General features: G+C 35.9%; 17 protein-coding genes. 12 read left to right on the top strand and 5 right to left on the bottom strand.

Going from position 1 to position 21,401, the window contains the following annotated elements; genetic code table 11:
* The first annotated feature begins 5 nt into the window (after positions 1-5).
* The 4 genes from groL to acsn021_RS09470 all read left to right on the top strand — a co-directional run bounded on the left by groL (position 6) and on the right by acsn021_RS09470 (position 4,025).
* Positions 6-1,634 carry a chaperonin GroEL gene (gene groL, locus acsn021_RS09455; RefSeq protein ID WP_184091097.1) on the top strand — a complete coding sequence of 543 codons (1,629 nt, stop codon included), beginning with the start codon at positions 6-8 and terminating at the stop codon, positions 1,632-1,634.
* A gap of 106 nt (positions 1,635-1,740) precedes the next feature.
* Entirely contained in the window at positions 1,741-2,271 is a 531-nt protein-coding gene (loaP, locus tag acsn021_RS09460) for an antiterminator LoaP (RefSeq protein ID WP_184091096.1), read from the top strand.
* Positions 2,272-2,431: 160 nt separating this feature from the next.
* Positions 2,432-3,415 (top strand): hypothetical protein, encoded by a 984-nt coding sequence (locus acsn021_RS09465; RefSeq protein WP_184091095.1) that lies wholly within the window; start codon positions 2,432-2,434, stop codon positions 3,413-3,415.
* A gap of 184 nt (positions 3,416-3,599) precedes the next feature.
* Entirely contained in the window at positions 3,600-4,025 is a 426-nt protein-coding gene (locus tag acsn021_RS09470; protein ID WP_184091094.1) for a 3-hydroxyacyl-ACP dehydratase FabZ family protein, read from the top strand.
* A gap of 179 nt (positions 4,026-4,204) precedes the next feature.
* Here acsn021_RS09470 and acsn021_RS09475 read toward each other — a convergent pair whose 3' ends face one another.
* A complete protein-coding gene (locus acsn021_RS09475) occupies positions 4,205-4,528 on the bottom strand; it encodes a helix-turn-helix domain-containing protein (RefSeq protein ID WP_184091093.1) in 324 nt (107 codons plus the stop codon).
* 338 nt (positions 4,529-4,866) lie between these two features.
* On the opposite strand from acsn021_RS09475, the gene acsn021_RS09480 reads away from it, so the two are divergent.
* Together acsn021_RS09480 and acsn021_RS09485 are read left to right on the top strand one after the other, a co-directional pair.
* A complete protein-coding gene (locus acsn021_RS09480; protein WP_184091092.1) occupies positions 4,867-5,199 on the top strand; it encodes a helix-turn-helix domain-containing protein in 333 nt (110 codons plus the stop codon).
* A 125-nt stretch (positions 5,200-5,324) separates the two neighbouring features.
* The gene (locus acsn021_RS09485; protein WP_184091091.1) at positions 5,325-6,191 is read left to right on the top strand and encodes a competence protein CoiA family protein; all 867 of its coding nucleotides are present in this window, start codon (positions 5,325-5,327) and stop codon (positions 6,189-6,191) included.
* Between the two features lie 251 nt (positions 6,192-6,442).
* Here the strand turns inward: acsn021_RS09485 and acsn021_RS09490 are convergent, their stop codons facing one another.
* Both acsn021_RS09490 and acsn021_RS09495 read right to left on the bottom strand, forming a co-directional pair.
* Complete coding sequence (locus acsn021_RS09490) at positions 6,443-7,138, bottom strand: methyltransferase domain-containing protein (protein ID WP_184091089.1); 696 nt, start codon at positions 7,136-7,138, stop codon at positions 6,443-6,445.
* A gap of 141 nt (positions 7,139-7,279) precedes the next feature.
* Positions 7,280-8,128, bottom strand: coding sequence for a helix-turn-helix domain-containing protein (locus tag acsn021_RS09495; protein WP_184091087.1), 849 nt, complete (start codon positions 8,126-8,128; stop codon positions 7,280-7,282).
* Between the two features lie 356 nt (positions 8,129-8,484).
* Between acsn021_RS09495 and acsn021_RS09500 the strand changes: the two genes are divergently transcribed.
* A complete protein-coding gene (locus tag acsn021_RS09500) occupies positions 8,485-11,793 on the top strand; it encodes a tetratricopeptide repeat protein (protein ID WP_184091085.1) in 3,309 nt (1,102 codons plus the stop codon).
* Between the two features lie 174 nt (positions 11,794-11,967).
* Positions 11,968-14,661, top strand: coding sequence for a glycoside hydrolase family 2 TIM barrel-domain containing protein (locus acsn021_RS09505; RefSeq protein WP_184091083.1), 2,694 nt, complete (start codon positions 11,968-11,970; stop codon positions 14,659-14,661).
* Positions 14,662-14,673: 12 nt separating this feature from the next.
* On the opposite strand, the gene acsn021_RS09510 is transcribed toward acsn021_RS09505, so the two are convergent.
* Positions 14,674-15,459 carry an HAD hydrolase family protein gene (locus acsn021_RS09510; protein ID WP_184091081.1) on the bottom strand — a complete coding sequence of 262 codons (786 nt, stop codon included), beginning with the start codon at positions 15,457-15,459 and terminating at the stop codon, positions 14,674-14,676.
* Positions 15,460-15,994: 535 nt separating this feature from the next.
* Between acsn021_RS09510 and licT the strand changes: the two genes are divergently transcribed.
* From licT to ptsP, 4 genes are all read left to right on the top strand, one after another.
* The gene (gene licT, locus acsn021_RS09515; RefSeq protein WP_184091079.1) at positions 15,995-16,828 is read left to right on the top strand and encodes a BglG family transcription antiterminator LicT; all 834 of its coding nucleotides are present in this window, start codon (positions 15,995-15,997) and stop codon (positions 16,826-16,828) included.
* A gap of 172 nt (positions 16,829-17,000) precedes the next feature.
* Positions 17,001-17,252: a PTS transporter subunit EIIB gene (locus tag acsn021_RS09520; RefSeq protein ID WP_184091077.1), complete on the top strand. Its 252-nt coding sequence runs from the start codon at positions 17,001-17,003 to the stop codon at positions 17,250-17,252.
* A 246-nt stretch (positions 17,253-17,498) separates the two neighbouring features.
* The gene (locus tag acsn021_RS09525; RefSeq protein ID WP_184091076.1) at positions 17,499-17,756 is read left to right on the top strand and encodes an HPr family phosphocarrier protein; all 258 of its coding nucleotides are present in this window, start codon (positions 17,499-17,501) and stop codon (positions 17,754-17,756) included.
* 147 nt (positions 17,757-17,903) lie between these two features.
* Positions 17,904-19,529, top strand: a complete 1,626-nt coding sequence (gene ptsP / locus acsn021_RS09530; RefSeq protein WP_184091074.1) for a phosphoenolpyruvate--protein phosphotransferase — start codon at positions 17,904-17,906, stop codon at positions 19,527-19,529.
* A 633-nt stretch (positions 19,530-20,162) separates the two neighbouring features.
* Here ptsP and acsn021_RS09535 read toward each other — a convergent pair.
* A complete protein-coding gene (locus tag acsn021_RS09535) occupies positions 20,163-21,335 on the bottom strand; it encodes an amidohydrolase (protein WP_184091072.1) in 1,173 nt (390 codons plus the stop codon).
* Between the last annotated feature and the right edge of the window lie 66 nt (positions 21,336-21,401).

The following is a 21,401-nucleotide window of genomic DNA, read 5'->3' on the forward strand; positions in this document are numbered from 1 at the left end:
GTTTTATGTCAAAAAAAATTATTTATGGAGAGGATGCCAGAAAGGCTTTAAAGGCAGGACTTGATACGTTAGCGGATACAGTAAAGATAACTTTGGGTCCAAAGGGCAGAAATGTTGTATTAGATAAACAATATGGAACGCCATTAATTACTAATGATGGGGTTACTATAGCAAAAGAGATGGAACTTACCAATGCTTTCGAAAATATGGGAGCGCAGCTAGTGAAAGAAGTAGCAACGAAGACCAATGATGTTGCCGGAGACGGAACAACCACTGCCACTTTGCTTGCGCAGGCTATGGTACGTTATGGTATGAAAAATATAAGTTCCGGAGCGAATCCAGTACTAGTGAAAAGAGGTATAAAAGCAGCAGTTAAGACAGCGGTAGTAAGTATTGCAGAGAATTCAAGTAAAGTAAATTCAGCAACGGATATCACTACAGTAGCAGCTATATCGGCTGGAGATTATGGGATTGGACAACTCATTTCGGAAGCAATGGACAAGGTGACAGTAAATGGTGTCATTACAGTGGAGGAATCAAAAACAGCCGAAACGCAATGCGATGTCGTGGAAGGAATGCAGTTTGACAGAGGTTACATCTCACCTTATATGGTTACCGATCAGGAAAAGAAGGAAGCTATAATTGATAATGCATACATATTAATAACGGATAAAAAGATAGCTGCAATCACAGAAATTCTGCCCATACTTGAAGAGGTCGTGCAATTCAGTAAAAAACTGGTAATAATAGCAGGGGACGTAGAGGGTGAAGCTCTGACAACTCTGGCAGTAAATAACATGAGAGGAACCTTTACCTGTGTGGCAGTGAAGGCGCCTGGATTTGGCAACAGAAGAAAGGAAATCCTTCAGGATATTGCTATTTTAACCGGGGGTGAAATGATAAGTGAAGAAATAGGGTTTGAGCTAAAAAATACTACGTTGAATCAGTTAGGACAAGCAAAGCAGGTAAAGATCAATAAAGAGAATACCATCATTGTTGGGGGAAATGGTAGCAAGTCCAACATAGACTTAAGAATTGCACAGATTAGGACAGAACTTGAGAATTCAACCTCTGACTTTGATAAAGAAAAACTAAGAGAAAGATTGGCAAAGTTAACCGGTGGAGTCGGAGTTATAAAAGTGGGGGCTTCAACAGAGGTTGAAATGAAAGAGAAGAAACTGCGAGTAGAAGATGCCTTGGCTGCTACTAAAGCTGCTATTGAGGAAGGTATTGTTGCCGGTGGAGGCATTGCACTTTTAACAGCCGCCAAGAAAGTTGAAAAAACTCTTTCAAAGTTTAATGGAGATGAAAAAATTGGAGTTTCAATTGTTTTAAAGGCCTTGGAAGAACCAACTAGGCAAATAATTGAAAATTCTGGCATGGAAAGTTCTGTTATTGTTGATTCCATAAAAAAGGTCAATAAGAAAAACTACGGATACGATGCCTTAAATGAAAGATATTGTGATATGTTAGAGGCTGGAATTGTAGATCCTGTGAAGGTAACTAGATCAGCCTTACAAAATGCGGCGTCGGTAGCACAAATGATATTGACAACAGAAGTTTTAGTAGCAGATGAAAAAGAAGACAAGACCCAGTGTGCTATGCCGCCTCAAAATCCGGGCATGATGAATTAGATTGCAACAACTAAAATAAATAATTGTAACAAGTATGTGAGCAGAGACTGTATCGCAATGGCTAAACCTGTCCGTTTATATTATAACAGATTATAGGGGGAGTAAAATGAACTGGTATGCTATATTTGTTGAAACTGGATTTGAGGACGAGGTTTGTTTATTTATTAATAAACGAAAGATACAAATTTATAACAATATTGAATACAACTTGCTGGTTCCCAAAAGAAGAATTTATGAACGTAAACAGGGCGTACGTAGAGAAGTTACCAAAATTATGTTTCCTGGGTATGTTTTACTTGAGACAAATAATATAAATGAATTTTATAGCAGAACAAGAGGTGGACCTCATATCATTAAGTTTCTAAAAAACAATTATAATTTTTTAGAGGTAGGTGTTGATGAAATCAAGCAAATACTGCATATGGTTGATCAGGAAGGATTCATAAACATATCTCAAGCCCTGATAATGAATGATAGAATTAAGATTATGGAAGGCCCATTACTAGGTCAGGAAGGTATCATTAAAAAGATAGATAAGCGTAAAGGCAGAGCAAAAGTACAGTTTACCATTAATTATAACACTTTGCTGATAGACTTGGGTATTGATATAATACAAAAAATAGAAGCATCTTCTTAAAATATGGAAAAAGGTTAGAGCATAATTGTGATAACTTTTAACGATACATTCTTTAATTTGACAGTCAATATTATTAAGTTGGAAAGAGGGAAAGCTGTACCGGTTATAAGCTGATAGAAAAAGTTATAACTAATAAAGATAATCCGGACGCCTGAAATATATGAGAGAAGCAAAAATATTAAACCTAAAAAAGCCTTGTATATATTCGTATACAACCTTTAGTATCTTCTTTGCAGTGATTTCTGATAATGCATGGCCATGGATATATAATAATTTCATCCAGATTTTTTATGGTCACCAATGGAATATACTAACATTCTACAAGCATGAATGGCTTTTGGCTGATTGCCCCCTATTAAGCTATTATGAGATACCGAAAAAAACTATAATTTATAATTGGAAACACTGTCTACAGGAGGCAATTCTCGAATTTATTAATGCTGAATATTACATGTATTTCTATGCGGATTATTATTATATTCCAGGCAGTAAGTATTATAAGAAGGAGCATAATTTTCATGAACTTTTTGTCTATGGATATGATTTGCTTAACAATAAAGTATATTTTGGGGATAATGTTATGCAAGGAAGGTTCATACAGTATGAATGCCGGTTTCAGGATATGGAGATGGCGTTTTGGTGTGTATTGGTAGAACAGGAATATAAAAACAAAATATATTTGATACGTACAAAGCCGGAAATAGACTGTGAGATTAATACACAAGCTATAAAGACTGGACTTGAAAACTATCTGTATTCTGTAAAAGACATTGATTTTGAGGAGCAGCAAAATTGCACCTATGGGTTTCTGGCAATTGATTTAATCTATAAGGAATGTATTAGAGTAGCAGAAAATAAAACACTTATTGATTACCGCCCTTATCATTTACTTTATGAGCATGCAGTGTTAATGGAGTTAAGAGTAGAATATCTGCTTTATAAGAAACTTATAAATTGTAATGAGGAGCTGCTGAAAGGGTACAAAGAATTAGGAAAGGGATACATAATTCTTAGAAATATGGTACTTCGGTATATTGGTAATAGAGATGAGAAATTGATAGAAAGAATAATTTATAGATTCGGTAGTTTAATCAAAAAAGAAAGAGAATTAACAGTGGAATTTTTATATAAGATAAAAAATTGATGAGTAGTCGCAATAATGAGAGATGTTTTTTAGCATAACAAAAAAAGGAAGAGTACCACAATTAATCGATTTATGCTGTGATGAAAATACAATACTCTTAAAATGTTGTTAAATTATGATTGTTTTCTGTAAATTATTCAAAAAACAAACAATTAATCAGTGCAATATAAAATCGAGGAGAAATATGAAGGTATATGACAGAAATAAGATAAAAGAATTAATACCTCACAGGAGTCCTATGTTATTAGTAGATAATATATATATTATGGATAAAAGCATTGAAAGCAGATATTACTTTCGAGGAGATGAATGGTTTTTCAGGGGACATTATCCTGAAAGCCCGATTGTACCAGGAGTTATACTATGTGAGATTATGGCGCAGACTTGCTGCGGTTTATTAAATGAGGAAGAACGAGGAAAGGTACCATATCTTGTCAGAATTGTAAATGCAAAGTTTCGTAAGATGGTTCATCCAAAAGAAGAATGTAGTATAAAGGCGATGCTGTATGATAAAAAAGGCCCTTTTCTATTTGTTAGCTGTAAGTTGTATGTTAAGAATATCTTATGTGCGGAAAGTCAATTAAGCTTTGTTTTAAAGGATAAGGAGTAGTGGAGCTAAGCTGCAATCTGATTATAAATCGGACTGCAGCTTTTTATATTTTTTAGCAAAATCATTATGAGGTTTTTTTCGTTTGAAAGTACTAAAACTAACTTATGGTATGTAATATAAGGGTAATAAACATTCATGTAAGTAAATCTAGTCTGTATCTCTTAATTAGTATTAACTTATTATTTTTTATTAACATTATAATATAGTTCTAGTAAGTAAACTATTGTATTAAGTTGGATATCATCAAATAGACTCAAGGTACTGATTAATTCATTGATATGTCTTGATTGATTAATTCCAGTAAGGATAAAATCACTGTTAACAGATAATGCCTTTGATATTCGGTACAATGTATCAGCAGAAAACCCTTTATGCCCACTTTCTATTTCGTATAAAAATTTTGAAGATATGGTTGCTTTCTCAGCCAATTCTTCACGTGTGTACCCCTTAATTTCTCTTAATCTTCTTATTCGTTGTCCTGCGTCGCTATATAAACTATTCATATATTTCCTCCTATGTAAGATTTCTAAAGCACATATACAATTTACTAAATTTACCAATGTTTTTTATCAACTATAACCCTTATGTCTGAATTGTAAACCAATATACAATAGATAAAAAACACAAATAGAAAACTGAAACAGAAATTAGGTGAATTATTTAATTTCTCATAAAAACAACGAAAGAAATCCTTGAAATTAAAAAATATGCCATATAGTGTAAAAATATGGAGCTATAGATGGTTTTTATTATCTGCATTTATATTAAAATATAACTATAAACAAACTTTTGATTTTGAAACAAGAAAGACAATAACATAGTTGTATGGGGGGAAATAAGTATGAACAGTTTTTATAACGAAGCTGGAAGTAGAATAAGAAGTTTACGTGAGATTAACAGATTTACCAGAGAAAGATTTGCCGAGATAGCAGATATTTCACCTAAATTCTTATATGAGATTGAGACTGGGCAAAAGGGATTTTCAGCAGATACTTTATATAGAATAGCTAAGGCATTATCTGTATCCTGTGAGTATATTCTAACAGGAGATGAACAGGGGGATTGTAGTGAAGAAGCATTAACTGCACTTAAATTATTCAACAATCCTCAAATAGGTACAGTTTCTCAAATATTAAAATTAATTTATGAGCTCAATACAAAATGTAATAAATAGTGAATATACTATTATAAATGTTTTATATCATATTTATTTTTTAATGCTGTAATATTCCGCTCCCTATTGCGTAAAATTCTTAAATATTATACGATAGAAGGAAGATATGTAAAGGGGCGGTCAAGATGGAGAATTGCAACTACAGAGGAAAAGAAATTTGTACATATGTATTAAAAGATGACAATAACTTGTATATCAGCGAACTGGTAGAGGAATTAAAAATTGCCGCTGCGAATGGGGAATTAACTTGCTGTGATTGCAACGAGAGGGTATACCTTGCTGCCGGACCCATAATGGAGCCGTATTTTGCACATTATGATAAACTCCACTGTGAATATAGCGATCTAGTAGAATCTGAAGAATTAAAAAAAGGAAAACGGCTCTTGTATCAGTTATTATCAAGAAGTTATCCAAACCAGACGATACATGCAAGGTATCATATGAAAAACGGTATGTTCAGTACTTGCTTTGTGAAGTTACCGGGAGGACTTAAGCTTGCTATTGATTACCGGCTGCAAAATACAGCAATCGATAAGTTTTTTGCCAGAGATATATACTATAAGGAAGAAAAAATAAAAGCAATCTATATTCTTGGCAGTGAGCTGAATGCTGAAGGGGCACAGCTGTCCTGGTATGAGAACCTCATACAAAAAGCGATGGGTTGCTGTGTATTTTTAGATACCCAATCAGAAACCTTATGTTTAAAAAAAGGATATGATTACAAAATTAACGGACGTAGAAAAATTAATATCTGTCAAAAGGAATATGCTATACAAAAACTTTTATTACATTACGACGGTAATTTCCTAAGTGATTTTTCTTATGAGTGCCAAAAGATTGAGGACATGATTCAAAAAGAAAAGAACAGCATAAGGAAGCTACCTGAGGGTATTCGACCGGACATATTACAAAGTGCCATTGAATGCATAAAAAGAGGGGAAGACTACTTGGTATCGCAAAGGTATTTAGATTATATTAGGTTGAAAAAATGATAAGATATCTTTAGAATATCTTGACTTGTGTGTTCCAAGGTAGACAGATGATAGTAAATAGAATAAGGATTAAAGGCATTACAGTTTGTAAGAACGTATGGTTTAATAGTTCTTAAAAGTGCAATGCCTTTAAAATTATTTATATAAGCAACTGCTTCATGGTTCATATGTGCATCAATAACATTCATTACATTGGAGCCGTCAATACCTTTAATAGGGGGTGTTAAAGGAATAAGGCAACCAATTTATTGTTATTTTTTAATTAGCAGCACATGGTGGAAGAATGCAATTGCCTTATACGCCTCCATATCACTTACTTTATTCTCGATGCAAAGCATTTCATTTTGCCATGCAGTGTCTTTTTGAATCTCCTGGTTTTGCTGTAAATCCCAAAAGGTACGCATTCCCAAAATCTTCTCAATGGTAAAACCCTTGCACCACTTAATCAAATCGGTATCCTCGTAATAGTTTATAGTACCAAATTTTTTTGCCTGTCCGTCACCACCGTCTAATAAGTCTTTTGCATGTTGAAAGTTATTGAGCAGTACTACCATTTGCATGACTCTGCCTGCTTTATTATGTTTTAAAACGGAGAGCTGTCCTCCCGTCTTTAGTATTCTTACGAATTCACTAAGAATTGTCTCCCGGTCTGAAACATATTCAAGTACATTGTGGCAGAGAATCATGTCAAAGGTTTCATCGGGAAAAGTTATTAATAGCTCCTCAGCTCCAACAAGCTGAGTATACTTAGTGTTTGTGAATCGATGATTTACTGCATTATGGTCTGGTTCAATGGCAGTCACTTCATTATTCACTGCAAAGTGATTAGCTGACATACCGTTGCCGCTTCCAAAATCTAGAATCTTCTTATTTTGTACAAAGGATAATTGCTCCCAGGTTTGTTTTTTCTGTAGTAACTCCCATGGTACTATGTTGTCATAAGTCATAAATACCTCCTAATGTTATTCACCAAATTAAACCAACTGTATACAAAGATTATACATTTTTACCGAGTAAAAAACCAAGCTTTCAGGCAGGAATTATGCCGAGAAAGAACTATAAACCAGTCGAGATGTAATAGGGACAAATCAGTTTACGGAGGTGTTTCGGTATACGCTGGGTGTCATTTGGACGGATTTTTTAAAAGCTGTACAAAAACTGCTTTCACTGGAAAAACCACAGTGTAAGCCGATTTCTTTAACAGACATATCGGTAGTTTTTAGAGTGAATTTGGCAAGATTAATTCTCGATAGCAGTATATACTCATGAGGAGTAAAACCCGTATTATCCTTAAACAGTCTTAAAAAATAGTATGGACTTAAAGAAGCTTTCTTTGCAAGGAAGTCAAGACTTAAAGGGGAACTAAGGTTTTTGTGGATAAAAGATACAATTTCGTCAACGATATTGCTATTGCGGATTTCTGTTTCATATTCTCCCTGTGACAGCAACAGTTGGGTTAATAAGGTTATGATATATTGGGATAACAAGGGTTCCTTTAAGTTGCTGTTCTGATGAAAATTTTCAAATAGTAACGTAAGTATCTTTAAAAACAAGTAATTACTCTTAAGGGTTATAACATTGCCTAAAGAAGAGTGAATTAAATCATAGTACTCCCTTGCCAGAACACCATCAAAGTGTATCCAAAGGGCTTCCCACCCGGTTTTTGTAAAATAACTATGGGGTTGATAGCAATCAAGAAAAGCAATTTGGTTTTCAGTGACGGCAGCAGTCATTTCATTGGTTCCGATAGTACAGCTCCCCTTTAGGATAAACATAAGCAAAAAGCTGTCATAACTATTTCGTTCCAGTCTATAGTCCGGCGAATAATAATAATGTCCTGTACATAGGGGGTATAAAAATATCTTTTGAGCTTGTGTGCTCGGAGTATAAAAATATATGTCTGATTGGTTTAAAATACCGTTTTCTTTTGATTTCATCATACTCCCTTTTCTAATGAGTTTCCTTTTCTGGTAAAAAGAGTTCCGAATCGAGTATTCAATTCTTTTTGTTGTCTATGCAAGAATTTTAAATAAATGGTAGCACGTTATATAAAAAAATACAAGGGAATGATTACGAATTATAATTAAATTCAGTATTTACGTACATATTATTCATAAAAGCAAAGAACAGCTATAGAATAGCAATTTTTCAAAATAATAAAGCAGTTTTACAAAATGAAAAAATTAATATTTTAGGATATAGTAAAAGTATAGTTTTGTAAATGATTCAATTCATATAAAAACTTGTGCTGTTGCTTATTAAGTGCAGGTTTCGGAAAGGAAATGGTTATTATATGGAAAATGATTCCGTCGTAATGGTATGGGAGGAAGAGGTTGTAATTCCAACTTATGAAATTGGTAAAGCTGATAAGAATCCAATGTTTTTGGACAAAAGAGTTTATCAGGGAAGTTCAGGCAAAATTTATCCCTATCCAATGGTTGAAACAATAAGTGACGAAAAGAAGGACAAGATATATAAGGCTGTATTTCTGGAAAATAAATACATTAGAGTAATGATTCTTCCAGAGCTTGGAGGAAGGATTCAGAGAGCCTATGATAAAACCAATAAGTATGATTTTATTTATTACAACCGTGTCATAAAACCGGCACTGGTTGGGCTCACGGGTCCTTGGATATCAGGAGGAATTGAATTTAACTGGCCTCAGCACCACAGGCCAACAACTTTTATGCCAGTAGACTATGTATTGCAGGATAATGAAGACGGAAGTAAGACAGTATTCATTAACGATGTAGATCAGATGTACGGAACAAAGGGGATTGCAGGGTTCACCCTGTATCCGGATACAGCTTACATCGAAATCAGGGGTCAGTTGTACAACCGTACGCCGCTGCCGCAGACATTTCTTTGGTGGGCTAATCCGGCAGTTGCGGTAAATGATTATACCCAGAGTATTTTCCCCCCGGATGTACATGCGGTCATGGACCATGGAAAAAGAGATGTATCCAGATTCCCCATTGCCACTGGTGTTTACTATAAAAAAGACTACAGTGCAGGTGTGGATATCTCCAGGTATAAGAACATACCGGTACCTACTTCATATATGGCGGAGAAGTCTGACTATGACTTTGTAGGCGGTTATGACCATAACTTACAGGCAGGCTTACTTCATGTGGCAGACCATCATATAGCGCCTGGTAAAAAGCAGTGGACTTGGGGCTGTGGAGATTTTGGTAAGGCCTGGGATCGGAATTTGACAGATGAGGATGGTCCATATATCGAATTGATGACAGGAGTATATACGGATAACCAACCGGATTTTACCTGGCTAAAACCTTTTGAAGAAAAAAGTTTTTATCAATATTTTATGCCTTATAAGAAGGTGGGAGCGGTTAAAAATGCTACCATTCATGGTGCTGTCAATATGACTGTAGGAGAAAAAGAGGTATCTATCTGCGTTTATACAACAAAGGAATATGATAATGCAGTAGTTACACTTTATAGTAACGGTAAAGTTTGCTATGAGACAAACGTAAATTTATCACCAATACAGGTGTTTGATAAAACCATACCTTGTGAATACACGAAAGAAACCGATTTAAAGGTTGTAGTATCCTATAAAGAAACAATTCTAGTAGAATATCAGCCTCAGGAAAAAAAAATAGAAAAATTGCCCAAACCTGCCGAAGCTGCGAAAGAACCTTCACAAATTATGACGAATGAAGAACTGTACCTGACAGGACTTCATATTGAACAGTACCGACATGCTACGTATCATCCGGAAGATTATTATCTGGAAGGCTTAAAAAGAGATGGCGGTGATATACGTATCAATACTGCATATGGAGCTTTACTCTTAAGAAAAGGGAATCTTAAAAAGGCAGAAGAACACTTTAGAAAGGCAATTAAAAGGCTTACCTGGAAGAATCCCAATCCTTATAACAGTGAACCATATTACTTATTGGGACTGTCATTATTCTACCAGGGTGCGGAAAAAGAATCTTATGATTCTTTTTATAAAGCAAGCTGGAGTAATGAACAACAGGAAATGTCCTTTTATTTTCTGGCAGTGCTAGAAACTAGACAAGGTAACTATAACCAGGCATTATCATTTATCGATAAAGCCCTTAGTAAAAATACAAAAAATATCAAAGCAAGAGGTTTAAGGGCAGCGTTGCTTCGAAAATTAGGAAAGACAGAAATCGTTCAAACGTATATACTTGAGAACTTAGAAACAGATCGATTTGATTCTATCAGTTTGCATGAAAGAATTCTAACTGCTCATATAGAAAAGAAAGCAGCGTATGAAAAGGAAATGAATTCCATACTGAGGGGCTACTATAATAATTATCTGCAAGCTGCAAGGGATTATGCTGAAGCAGGTCTTTATGAAGAAGCAGTACAGCTTCTTGCATACTGCAAGGAAAGTACGCCTTTACTCTATTATTATAGGGGCTATTATTACGGAAAATTAAAGCAGGAGGAGAAAAAAGCGGAGAATTACCAATTAGCGGCGAAGGCTTCTCCAGTCTATTGCTTTCCCAATAAATTAGAAGATATGATTGTACTTGAGGAGGCAGTACGTAGTAATCCGCTGGATGCAAAAGGTTTTTATTATCTTGGAAATCTGTATTATGACAAACAGCAATTTGAACAGGCCGCAACTGTGTGGGAGAAGTCCAAAGAGCTTGATAAGACTTTTCCGACTGTATATAGGAATTTGGCTCTGGCTTATTATAACAAACTGAATAAAAAAGAAAAAGCCAGAGAGGCTATGGAAACAGCCTTCACCCTTGATACTACAGATGCCAGGATATTCTTAGAGTTAGATCAACTCTATAAGAAGCTTTTCATGTCACCGGAGGAACGACTTGAAACGTTTAAGGCATATTCTGAGTTATATAAACAGAGGGATGATTTGTATTTAGAATATGTTACTCTGCACAATCAAGTGAAACAATATGCCCATGCATATGAATTACTAAAAAACCGTAAGTTTCATCCATGGGAAGGTGGAGAAGGAAAAGTTACCTCCCAATATAAATTGGCATTAATACAACTGGCAAAAGAGAAACTTAGGAAGATTCACTACGAGGAAGCCAAGGTATATCTGAATTTAGCACTTAGTTATCCTGAAAATCTGGGAGAGGGTAAACTGGAAGGGACAAAAGATAACCATATTTATTACTATCTGGGTGTAGCAGAAGAAGCCTTGGGTAATCAAGCCGAGGCAGAAAGATACTATGAAATAGCAGCAGCAGGAGATTTTGAACCGGCCGGTATGATGTATTATAATGATCAGCCAGCTGATATGATTCTATTCCAAGGGTTGGCGCTGAAAAAACTAGGAAGAACTGCAGAAGCTAATGCCAGATTTTATAAATTACTGGATTACGGCGAACAACATTTGTTTGATAAAGTGAAGGTGGAGTATTTTGCAGTTTCTTTACCGGATTTTCTAATATTTGAAGAGGACTTAAGTAAACGAAGCCAGGTACATTGTAATTATCTGATTGGCTTGGCTTACCTTGGAATGGGAGTTGTGAAAAAGAGCCGAGAAGCGTTTGAAAAAGCACTTGCATTAGATAGAAACCATATGGAATCCTTGATTTATTTAGAGGACGGATTACAAGGAATGAAATAGTAAAGGCGCAGGGATGGGGGAAAATTAAAAAGAAAGGATGCCACAGCAGCCTTCATCCTAATACGGTGTGGCAGTAACTCTAGTACACTCATATAGCAGAGACCAAAGCATGCAGACAGAGTTATTATGGTAATTAACATGTATATCGGATTAGAAGGCAATTGGGAGTTTTCCATGGGTGAGAATTATTACGTCCCGGAGGGCAGTCATGAATCTTTTCATCCTGTTTTAAATGTAATTGATTCAGAGTGTATCAAGGTGAATGAAACGAAGGTACATCCTTTGACAGCGCCGAGTCTGATTTTTTCTGATGTAATAAACCTTCCTTCTACCACAGAAATAAGTAAAAAGGGACAGTTTCAGATTGACAAAGGGCAAAAGGCGCATCTTAGCAGAGTGTATCCTTTTACAGGTAAATGTTATTACAGAAGGCGTTTTTCATTACCGGAGGATATGACTTCAAAGGGCTTAAAGTTAATACTAGAGCGTACGAAATTTACAGCTATATATTTTGATGGTGTACTGGTGTCTGAGTCCTATGAGACTTTAATACCGCAGGAGCACATTCTATCAAGAAATGCCACAGCAGGCGAACATGAGATACTTATTGCTGTGGATAATCATCTAACAGAATATAAAGACTTTCCTGCATGTTTGTATAATGGACATCAGTTTACAGAACATACCCAGACGAATTGGAATGGTATTATGGGCAGGATATACCTAGAAAGCTGTCAGGGGATTTATGAGGCAAATTTCCGTTTAAAGAATACTGGTACATTACAAAATTACAGTATTGAAGCGATAGTGGATTATACAGGAGCAACAGGGAAAGCAGAATTTACAGTAGACATTAAAGAACTTGGTATCAGTGAAGCGTATCAGATTGTTTTACAGGAAGGAAAGAACTACTTTGACTTTGAGCTGCAATTACCTGAAACAGTGCATGTCTGGGATGAGTTCCATACAAATCTCTATGAGGTAAGCTTTGGAATTACGAAAGATCAGGTTGGGCTTATAAGTCAAAGACTACGAACCGGCTTTTTAAAGGTTATGACGAAGGGGAGAAAGATACTGGTTAACGATAAGAAGATATTCTTAAGAGGCACGATTGACTGTGCAATCTATCCTCTGACCGGAGCAGCTCCCATGACCAAAGAAGAGTGGTTAAAAATATTCAATCGTATGAAAGAATATGGATTAAATCATTATCGTTTTCATAGCTGGTGTCCACCGGAGGGAGCATTTATGGCAGCGGATGAACTGGGGATCTATTTGCAGATTGAATTGCCCTTTTTTGCAGCAGCCTTTACAGGAGAGGAAGGAAATTCTAAAGAGGGGCTTGTTACAAAATATATATATGACCAGGCTGTTAAGGTAATAGATACTTATGGAAATCATCCTTCCTTTTTGATGTTTGCAATAGGGAATGAAATGACCGGAGAATTAGAAGCCTTTGATAAAGTTTTGGCTCACCTAAAAACAATACGTTCGGATATTTTATACAGTCAAGGGTCGAACAACTTTCTAGAGACGCCTGTTTACGGAACAGAAGACCAGTATTGGATTACTATGCGTACTGCTATGGGGGGAAATAATATTAGAGCCTCTTTTTCTCATGGGGATTTACCCTTAGGACATATACAGGGCTTAGAACGGCTAGGCACTAATATCAGCTATGAGAATGCCTTATTGGAGGTGAATCTACCTATTATATCCCATGAAATCGGACAATATGAGACTTATCCTGACATAAATGAGGTAGAAAAATACACAGGTGTCACTCGTTCTACAGCATTAGAACTTTGGAAGGAAAAAATCAAAGAGAAAGGACGAATCGACAAATGCGGTGATTATCTGAAATATTCGGGCGCCTTGGCGGCTAGGTGCTATCAGGAGGATATAGAAGCAATTATCCGTACGGAGGGAATGAGTGGGTTTCAATTGCTTTCTTTACAGGATTTTCCTGGTCAGGGAACGGCATTAATTGGAATATTAAATAGTTTCCTTGAAGAAAAAGGAGTTGTGTCACCAGAAGAGTTCCGAAGATTTTGTGATGCCAGGGTTTTATTTGCTAAGCTTCCTTATTACACTTATCTGGAGGGAGACATAATTCCAATCGAAGCCGGTATCTTTAACTATGGGGAAGCATCCATGCCAGACAGTGGGTTTAAAATATCTCTCATGGTTGAGGGAGCGGAGATAAGTAACGTGATAAAAGATGTTACAGCTCCTACTGGACAACTTACCAAACTTCCTATAGTTGAACTAATAGTACCAAAACTTAATGGGCCGGCTGCTGCCACTATATTACTCACCTATAGAGATTTAATAAAAGAGTATCCGGTGTGGCTTTATCCATCTGTAACTAAAGGCAACAAGGATGCCTATATAACATCAGAGCTTAACGCTGCTGCCCTTTCAAAATTAGAGGAGGGTAAGAATGTAGTTCTCTTTAGTGACAGTCTTCCGGATAGTATTGAAGCTGGATTCACAACTGACTTCTGGTCTTATCCTATGTTTAAGTCTATTTGCGAAAGTAAAAACAGGAAGCCTGCACCCGGAACTATGGGGTTGGTAATTGACAACACGCATAAAGCCTTAGAACTATTTCCGACAGAAAAGTTCGCAAGTTGGCAATGGCAGCAAATCATAACAAAGGCAAAACCAGTGATTCTTGATAAAGAAGAGGAGTATCAATTGATAGTAGAGGTGATTGATAACTTTGAACGGGGACATACGCTTGGATTACTGTATGAGAAGAAGTATAAAAATGGAACGCTTCTTGTATGCACTGCTGATTTGCCGAAACACCTTGAAGTTCCGGAAATCAGACAGTTATATTTCAGTATTCTTAATTACGTATAGGAGCGAAAAGGGCTATCGGATACTTTCAAGGTATTCGATAGCATTTTTAATACCATCCTCTGAAATAGGAGTAGTAATAAAGTTGGCTATTTCTTTTAACCTAGACACGGCATTTCCCATGGCGATACCGACGGTGGCAGCTTCTATCAATTCGAAATCATTCATACTGTCACCGACCGCAGCAACATTTGCAAAGGTCATATTCCAATGGTTTAACAAGATTTCCATACCGGTAGCCTTTGATACATGTATTGGAATAATATCAGCACCACCACTCTTTTCTGACATGATAGGAGTTCGTAAGGAGGGGAACTTCTCTGCAATAAATGCAGCGGTTTCTACAGTGTCATCCAAAAAGAGTGAATATATTTTTTTGTCCAGCAGCTCGTGAATACTTCTTACTTCAGGAAAATTTATTCTTCCTTTTGTCAGCCAGCTTTCTTTTTGCTGAATGGGTTTGGTGCTATACCAGACACCTTCATACAATCCACCGAGTGTAAGATTATGTTCTATGGAGAAGGAAACAACAGATTGAAGTAAGCCAGAGTCAAAAAAAGCTTCGTGAAGAATCTCTCCATGGGCTTCCACTACAGAACCATTTGCATGTATAATTCCGTCAGGCTTTATCAGTTCTTTGGCTTGTAGATTCAGAGTATCATTAAAATACCTTCCACTGGCAAGAACGATTTTGTACTTGTCCCTTATGTTGTCAAGGGCTTTCATGGCGCTGTCCGGTATCTGGTTAGCAGCGTGGTCAAATAGTGTCATGTCATAATCCAGACAAATTATGTGAATCATATGAAATATCCTTTCTGTCTTATACACAATTGGTTGTACAATAAATTTATAAGCATAACTTTGTGCCCGAGGGTCAAAATTTGTAGATTAATAGAATGTATTTTCTGTTTAAATTAGCATAGTAAAGCATTGTTCTTAGTTTGGGGTTAGAATGTGTCAAAAATGTGTCAGAAATTTATTGGGGAAAATAGCGAATTCTATATGGCATATACTATTCCATAGGGTGAAGATTTTATACGAATGTTATCCTTAAATTTACACGAACAAACCCCTGCGAACATGAACTAAATTTATAGAATGATAAAGACGGAGCTGATAAAGAATAAAGGGTTAGTAAATATTAACTAAAAATTGTGGCCTGAATTATTAAATGTATAGAAAATAGCCTGAATGGTTGACAGGATGTTAAGAAAATGTTATACTTCATTTAAATCAATAGTAGTTGGATTGTTACTGGTAAAGCAGGCTATACCACTTGTGATATAATCAAGGGGGTAGTCTATTTTTGTATATATAAGCTTAAGAGGAGGATTGGATGAAGGTTGCTAAAGTAATTAATAATAATCTAATCTGTTCACATAATGAAGGTAATAAAGAAATACTTGTAATGGGCTGTGGATTAGGATTTAAGAAAAAGCCTGGTGATGAAATTGATACTTCATTAATAGAGAAAGTATATACAATAGAAGATGAAAAGATTTCCAACCAGCTCATTGACTTATTATCCCGTATTCCTCAGGATCATATCCGTGTAGCCAATAATATAGTTGGTTACGCAAAAGAAGTGTTAGAGCACAAACTAAATGACAGTATATATGTTTCATTAACAGATCATTTAAACTATGCAATTGAGAGGCATAAACAGGGGATACATCTAAAGAACGCTTTGCTTTGGGAAATAAAAAAGTACTATAGCAAAGAATTTGAAGTAGGAATAGAAGCCCTTCATATCATAGAAAAGCAGTTAGGAATTCAGTTGCCTGAGGATGAAGCAGGATATATAGCTCTTCATGTGGCAAGTGCTTCAATGGAAGCTGTTGATATGGGACACACTACAGATACTTTAAAGATGATACAAGGTATTTTGCAGATAGTAAAGTATTATTTTAAGATAGAACTTGATACAGAGTCTCTTCACTATGAAAGATTTTTGACTCATTTAAAATTTTTATCCCTAAGAATCCATCAGGATAAACATATTGAAGGAGCTGACGATTATTTCATTAAACTAATGAAAGAGCATTATAAAAACGAATATGATTGTGCTTTAAAAATAGGCAATTATATTCATAGCAATTATTCTAAATCTTTAACAGATGAAGAATTGGTGTACTTGACAGTTCATATTAATAGAATCACGCATTCATAGGATTGTTACTGGTAAAGCAGGCTATACCTAGAATTCGGGGTGGGAAACCACTCTGTTTTCTGGGTATTTTTTTACTTCATCTAACTAATTATTAGTTACAAGAATTTTTTAAAGGTTCTTTGTTGGTGTATGAAACTCATCAAAAAATTGAAAGGCATGGGTGTTAAAATGAATGAATTATAAGGAAACTGCAACATCGATTCTTGAAAAGATTGGTGGTAAAGAAAATATTATAAGGATTACTCACTGTGCAACCAGACTTCGTTTTCAGCTTAGAGCTGAAGAAATTGCAGAGACAGAAGAAATAAAAAAAATACCCGGAGTTGTGGGGGTTATAACGCAAGGTGATCAATATCAGATTGTAATCGGCAGTGAGGTTGACGATGTATATAAGCCTTTAGTAGAATGTATTACTAACTTATAGAGAAGTTTTATAATTTTAATGGTATTTGCGTAAACTTATGTTTATGATTCAATACAATAGATATTTCTGGGTGGGATATCCTGTAACATGGAAGGTCGCCGTAGAATTACGTTTCAGCCATAATTGTGGCAAGTTTTGAGGTTGAAGGTAGAACAGAATAAAGAAAGGTAGCCACGTAAAATACTTCAACTTTTCTTATATGTGGCCATAGTACCGATGAGAACAGTACTATGTAAAGGTGAAAATATGAAAAAATTTAGTTATGTAATCAAAGATGAAATCGGAATCCATGCAAGACCAGCAGGACAAATTGTAAAAATTGCAAAAGAATTACAGTCGAATCTTACAATCGATGCAGAGGGTAAGACTGCTGATATGAAAAAACTCATGGCAGTTATGGCGCTTGGCGTAAAAAAAGGTGCTAATGTCACTATTACAGCAGATGGTGCGGATGAGGATGCAGCAATTGCTCAATTAGAAGAGTTTTTCAAGTCAAATTTATAATAAAAACGTATAAACACGCATTTCATACGTTTAGGGTTGTAAGAAAATATATAGCTAAGAAAGGATGCCACTGTACCATTCTTTCAACCTGTTTGTATGTGGCAATAATACATGCTGATGCAAATGTATTATGCAAAGGATAATTTTATGAAAAGTTATAAAGGCAAATCCATTTATAATGGAGTAGCAATAGGAAAAATATATTTCTATTCAAAGGGTGAGCAGGTAGTTAAAAGAGAAAAGGTTGATAATTCTGATGAGGAAGTTAAGCGTTTTGAAAAGGCAAAAGAGCAGGCAATCACAGAACTGAATTCTTTGTATGACAAAGCATTGAAGGAAGTGGGAGAAGTGAATGCGGCTATCTTTGAAGTACATGCTATGATGCTTGAAGATGATGACTACATCGACTCCATTGTAAATATGATTTCTTCGCAAAAAGTCAATGCAGAATATGCAGTGGCTATGACTGGCGATAACTTTTCTAAATTATTTGCCGAAATGGAAGATGAATATTTTAAAGCCAGAGCCATTGATATAAAAGACATCTCCGAGAGAGTAGTTAATTGTTTAACTGGCAAAGCCCTAGATGGCAATCTGGGTGAAGAACCGGTGATTGTTCTTGCGAAGGATTTGGCTCCAAGCGAGACGGTGCAGATGGATAAATCAAAACTGTTAGGTTTTGTTACAGAGCTTGGTTCCTCTAATTCTCATACCGCTATTCTTGCCAGAACTATGAATATCCCTGCCTTAATTGGTATCGAAGCGCTTCCGGAGTTGAATGGAAAGCTTGCGATTTTAGATGGGTATTCCGGAACCCTCATTATTGAGCCGGAGGAAGATATTCTGGAAAAGATGAAAAAGAAACAGCAGGAGGATTTAGAAAACAGAAAGCTTCTCATGCAGCTTAAGGGAAAAGAGACTATCACTCTTGACGGTAAGAAGATTCATCTTTATGCAAATATCGGCAGTGTGTCAGATGTAAAAGCGGTATTAGCCAATGATGCAGCAGGAATTGGTTTATTCCGAAGTGAATTCTTATATCTGGAAAAAAATACTTATCCGACAGAAGAAGAACAGTTTCAGGTTTACCGTACAGTAGCCGAGATGATGGCAGGTAAAAAGGTTATTATTCGTACGCTTGATATCGGAGCTGATAAACAGGTGGACTACTTTAATCTGGAAAAGGAAGAGAATCCGGCGATGGGCTATCGTGCCATTCGAATCTGTCTTGATAGAACAGATATTTTTAAAACACAGCTTCGAGCATTATATAGGGCGAGCGCTTACGGAAATATTTCCATTATGTATCCTATGATTATATCTGTCGATGAGGTGAGACAGATTAAAAAAATCGTAGAAGAAGTAAAAGCAGAGCTTATGGAACAGGGCATTAAATTTAATGAAGTAGAGCAGGGGATTATGATTGAAACACCTGCTGCGGTAATGGAAAGTGAGGCATTGGCAGGAGAAGTGGATTTCTTTAGTATCGGTACCAATGACTTAACCCAGTATACATTGGCTATTGACCGTCAGAATCCTAAGCTTGATAATATCTATGATTCCCATCATCCGGCTGTTTTAAAGATGATTCAAATGGTAGTGGAAAATGGACATAAAGAAGGATGTTGGGTAGGAATTTGCGGCGAATTGGGCGCTGATATATCTCTTACACGTACTTTCTTAAAAATGGGAGTAGATGAATTATCTGTATCTCCTTCCTTTGTTCTTGCCCTTCGTAAGGAAATCAGAGAAGTTAACATTTCTGAATTATAACATGTAACAGGTGATTTGTTTTTAAAGATGAATAAACCCAGCCTTTGGTGGTAAGCCAACGGGCTGGGTTTATTGTTATAGACAGAGAAGTGTTACTAATTTTCACTACATGAACGGGTAATTTTATTTTGATAAATATGTAATAAAATGGCATTGTGATTTGTTATGTATATTGATATAATAACTCATACAAAATATTACAAACTCTTATCACACTTTTTCATTTTATGAAAGGAATGCATATGGATAAAATATTTTTTGCATTAATTGGAATTGCATTTATTGTTTTTGGAATTACATGTTTATTATTTAGTACCTTATTACAATGGAGTATAATGGATCTGCCAGGAATCTTTTTTCCTTTTGTTGGGGCAGGAATAATTGTATATTCGGTGAAATTATATATAAAAGAGAATAGTAAGTATATTTGAAATGCTAAAGAGAAGAACAATTAGCATAGATTGAATATACAAAGAATGTGCAACTATAAATTATACCTTTCCCTATAGAAGACTAAAAAGAGTGAAAAATTCACTCTGTATCAGAACGTATATAAATAGTAAAATACATAAAAATGGATACGAAGTTCTAAAGTCATCGTATCCATTTTAAATTAAAAGCTACATAAAGGCATTACATTTCCACATTCTTATCAGCTTTAATCAGTTTACCATCAATGTAAGTACCGACCACGTTTGTTAAGGAATCCATAATATCACCATCTGCTATAACGATATCTGCATCCTTGCCAACAGAAAGAGAACCTACACGAGCTTCAACACCAATGTGCTTTGCAGGATTAATGGTAATAGCCTGTAAAGCGGCAAAGGGTTCCATGCCTGATTTTACAGCAAGACCTGCACACAACGCCAGATACTGCTGTGGTATAACAGGGCTGTCTGTGATAATGGAAACGGAAAGCCCTGCTTTTGCTAAGATTCCCGGAGTTTTAAAGGTTTTATTGCGAAGCTCATATTTCGTAGCATGACCAAGGGAAGGGCCTACTGCAACCGGATAACCTTCTTTTGCCAACTCTCCGGCAATGAGATGACCTTCTGTACAATGCTCTAAAGTTAGCTTTAAATCAAATTCTTTAGCTATGCGGATAGCAGTAAAGATATCATCAGCTCTGTGAGCATGTGCTTTTAAAGGCATTTCTCGATTCAGCACCGGAAGAAGTGCCTCTAGTTTCATGTTAAAAGCCGGTTTTTTACTAAGATCTTCACCGGCATTGTCTAATTTTTCTTTGTATTCCTTCGCCTGAAAGAGCATTTCCCTAAGTTTTGCTGCAGTGGACATTCTGGAGTAATTATTTTTGTCCTTATAGCAGCGTTTTGGATTTTCTCCGAAGGCGCATTTCATGGCTGTCTTTTCCTTCAGTATCATATTGTCAATTCTGTCACCAATTAATTTGATAGCTGTAAAAGCACCGCCTAATACATTAGAGCTTCCAGGACCTGTAGAAACAGTAGTAACACCACCAAGAGCCGCCAGTAATAAAGATTCGTCCCTTGGATTTACTGCGTCAATTGCACGAAGGTGAGGTGTTATAATATCGTTTAATTCATTATAATCCTGTCCTTCAAAGCCAATTCCATAACCATCAAGACCAATATGGGAATGGGCATCTACAAGACCCGGATATACATTAAGACCAGTAGCGTCAACAACTTCGGTTCCTTCCTCCGGAACAATATCTTGTTGGATTTTTGTGATTTTACCGTCAACAGCTAATATGTCTGCTATGTAAGGGGCGGGATTTACAGCGTCATGAACGAATCCGCCTTTGATTAGTAAAGCTTTCATTTGATTCCTCCTGTCATTTACATCTTCTTGTATGCTTTATGAATATCTGCATTTAATAGTGTAATC

The sequence above is a fragment of the Anaerocolumna cellulosilytica genome, from assembly GCF_014218335.1.
Lineage (GTDB): Bacteria > Bacillota > Clostridia > Lachnospirales > Lachnospiraceae > Anaerocolumna > Anaerocolumna cellulosilytica.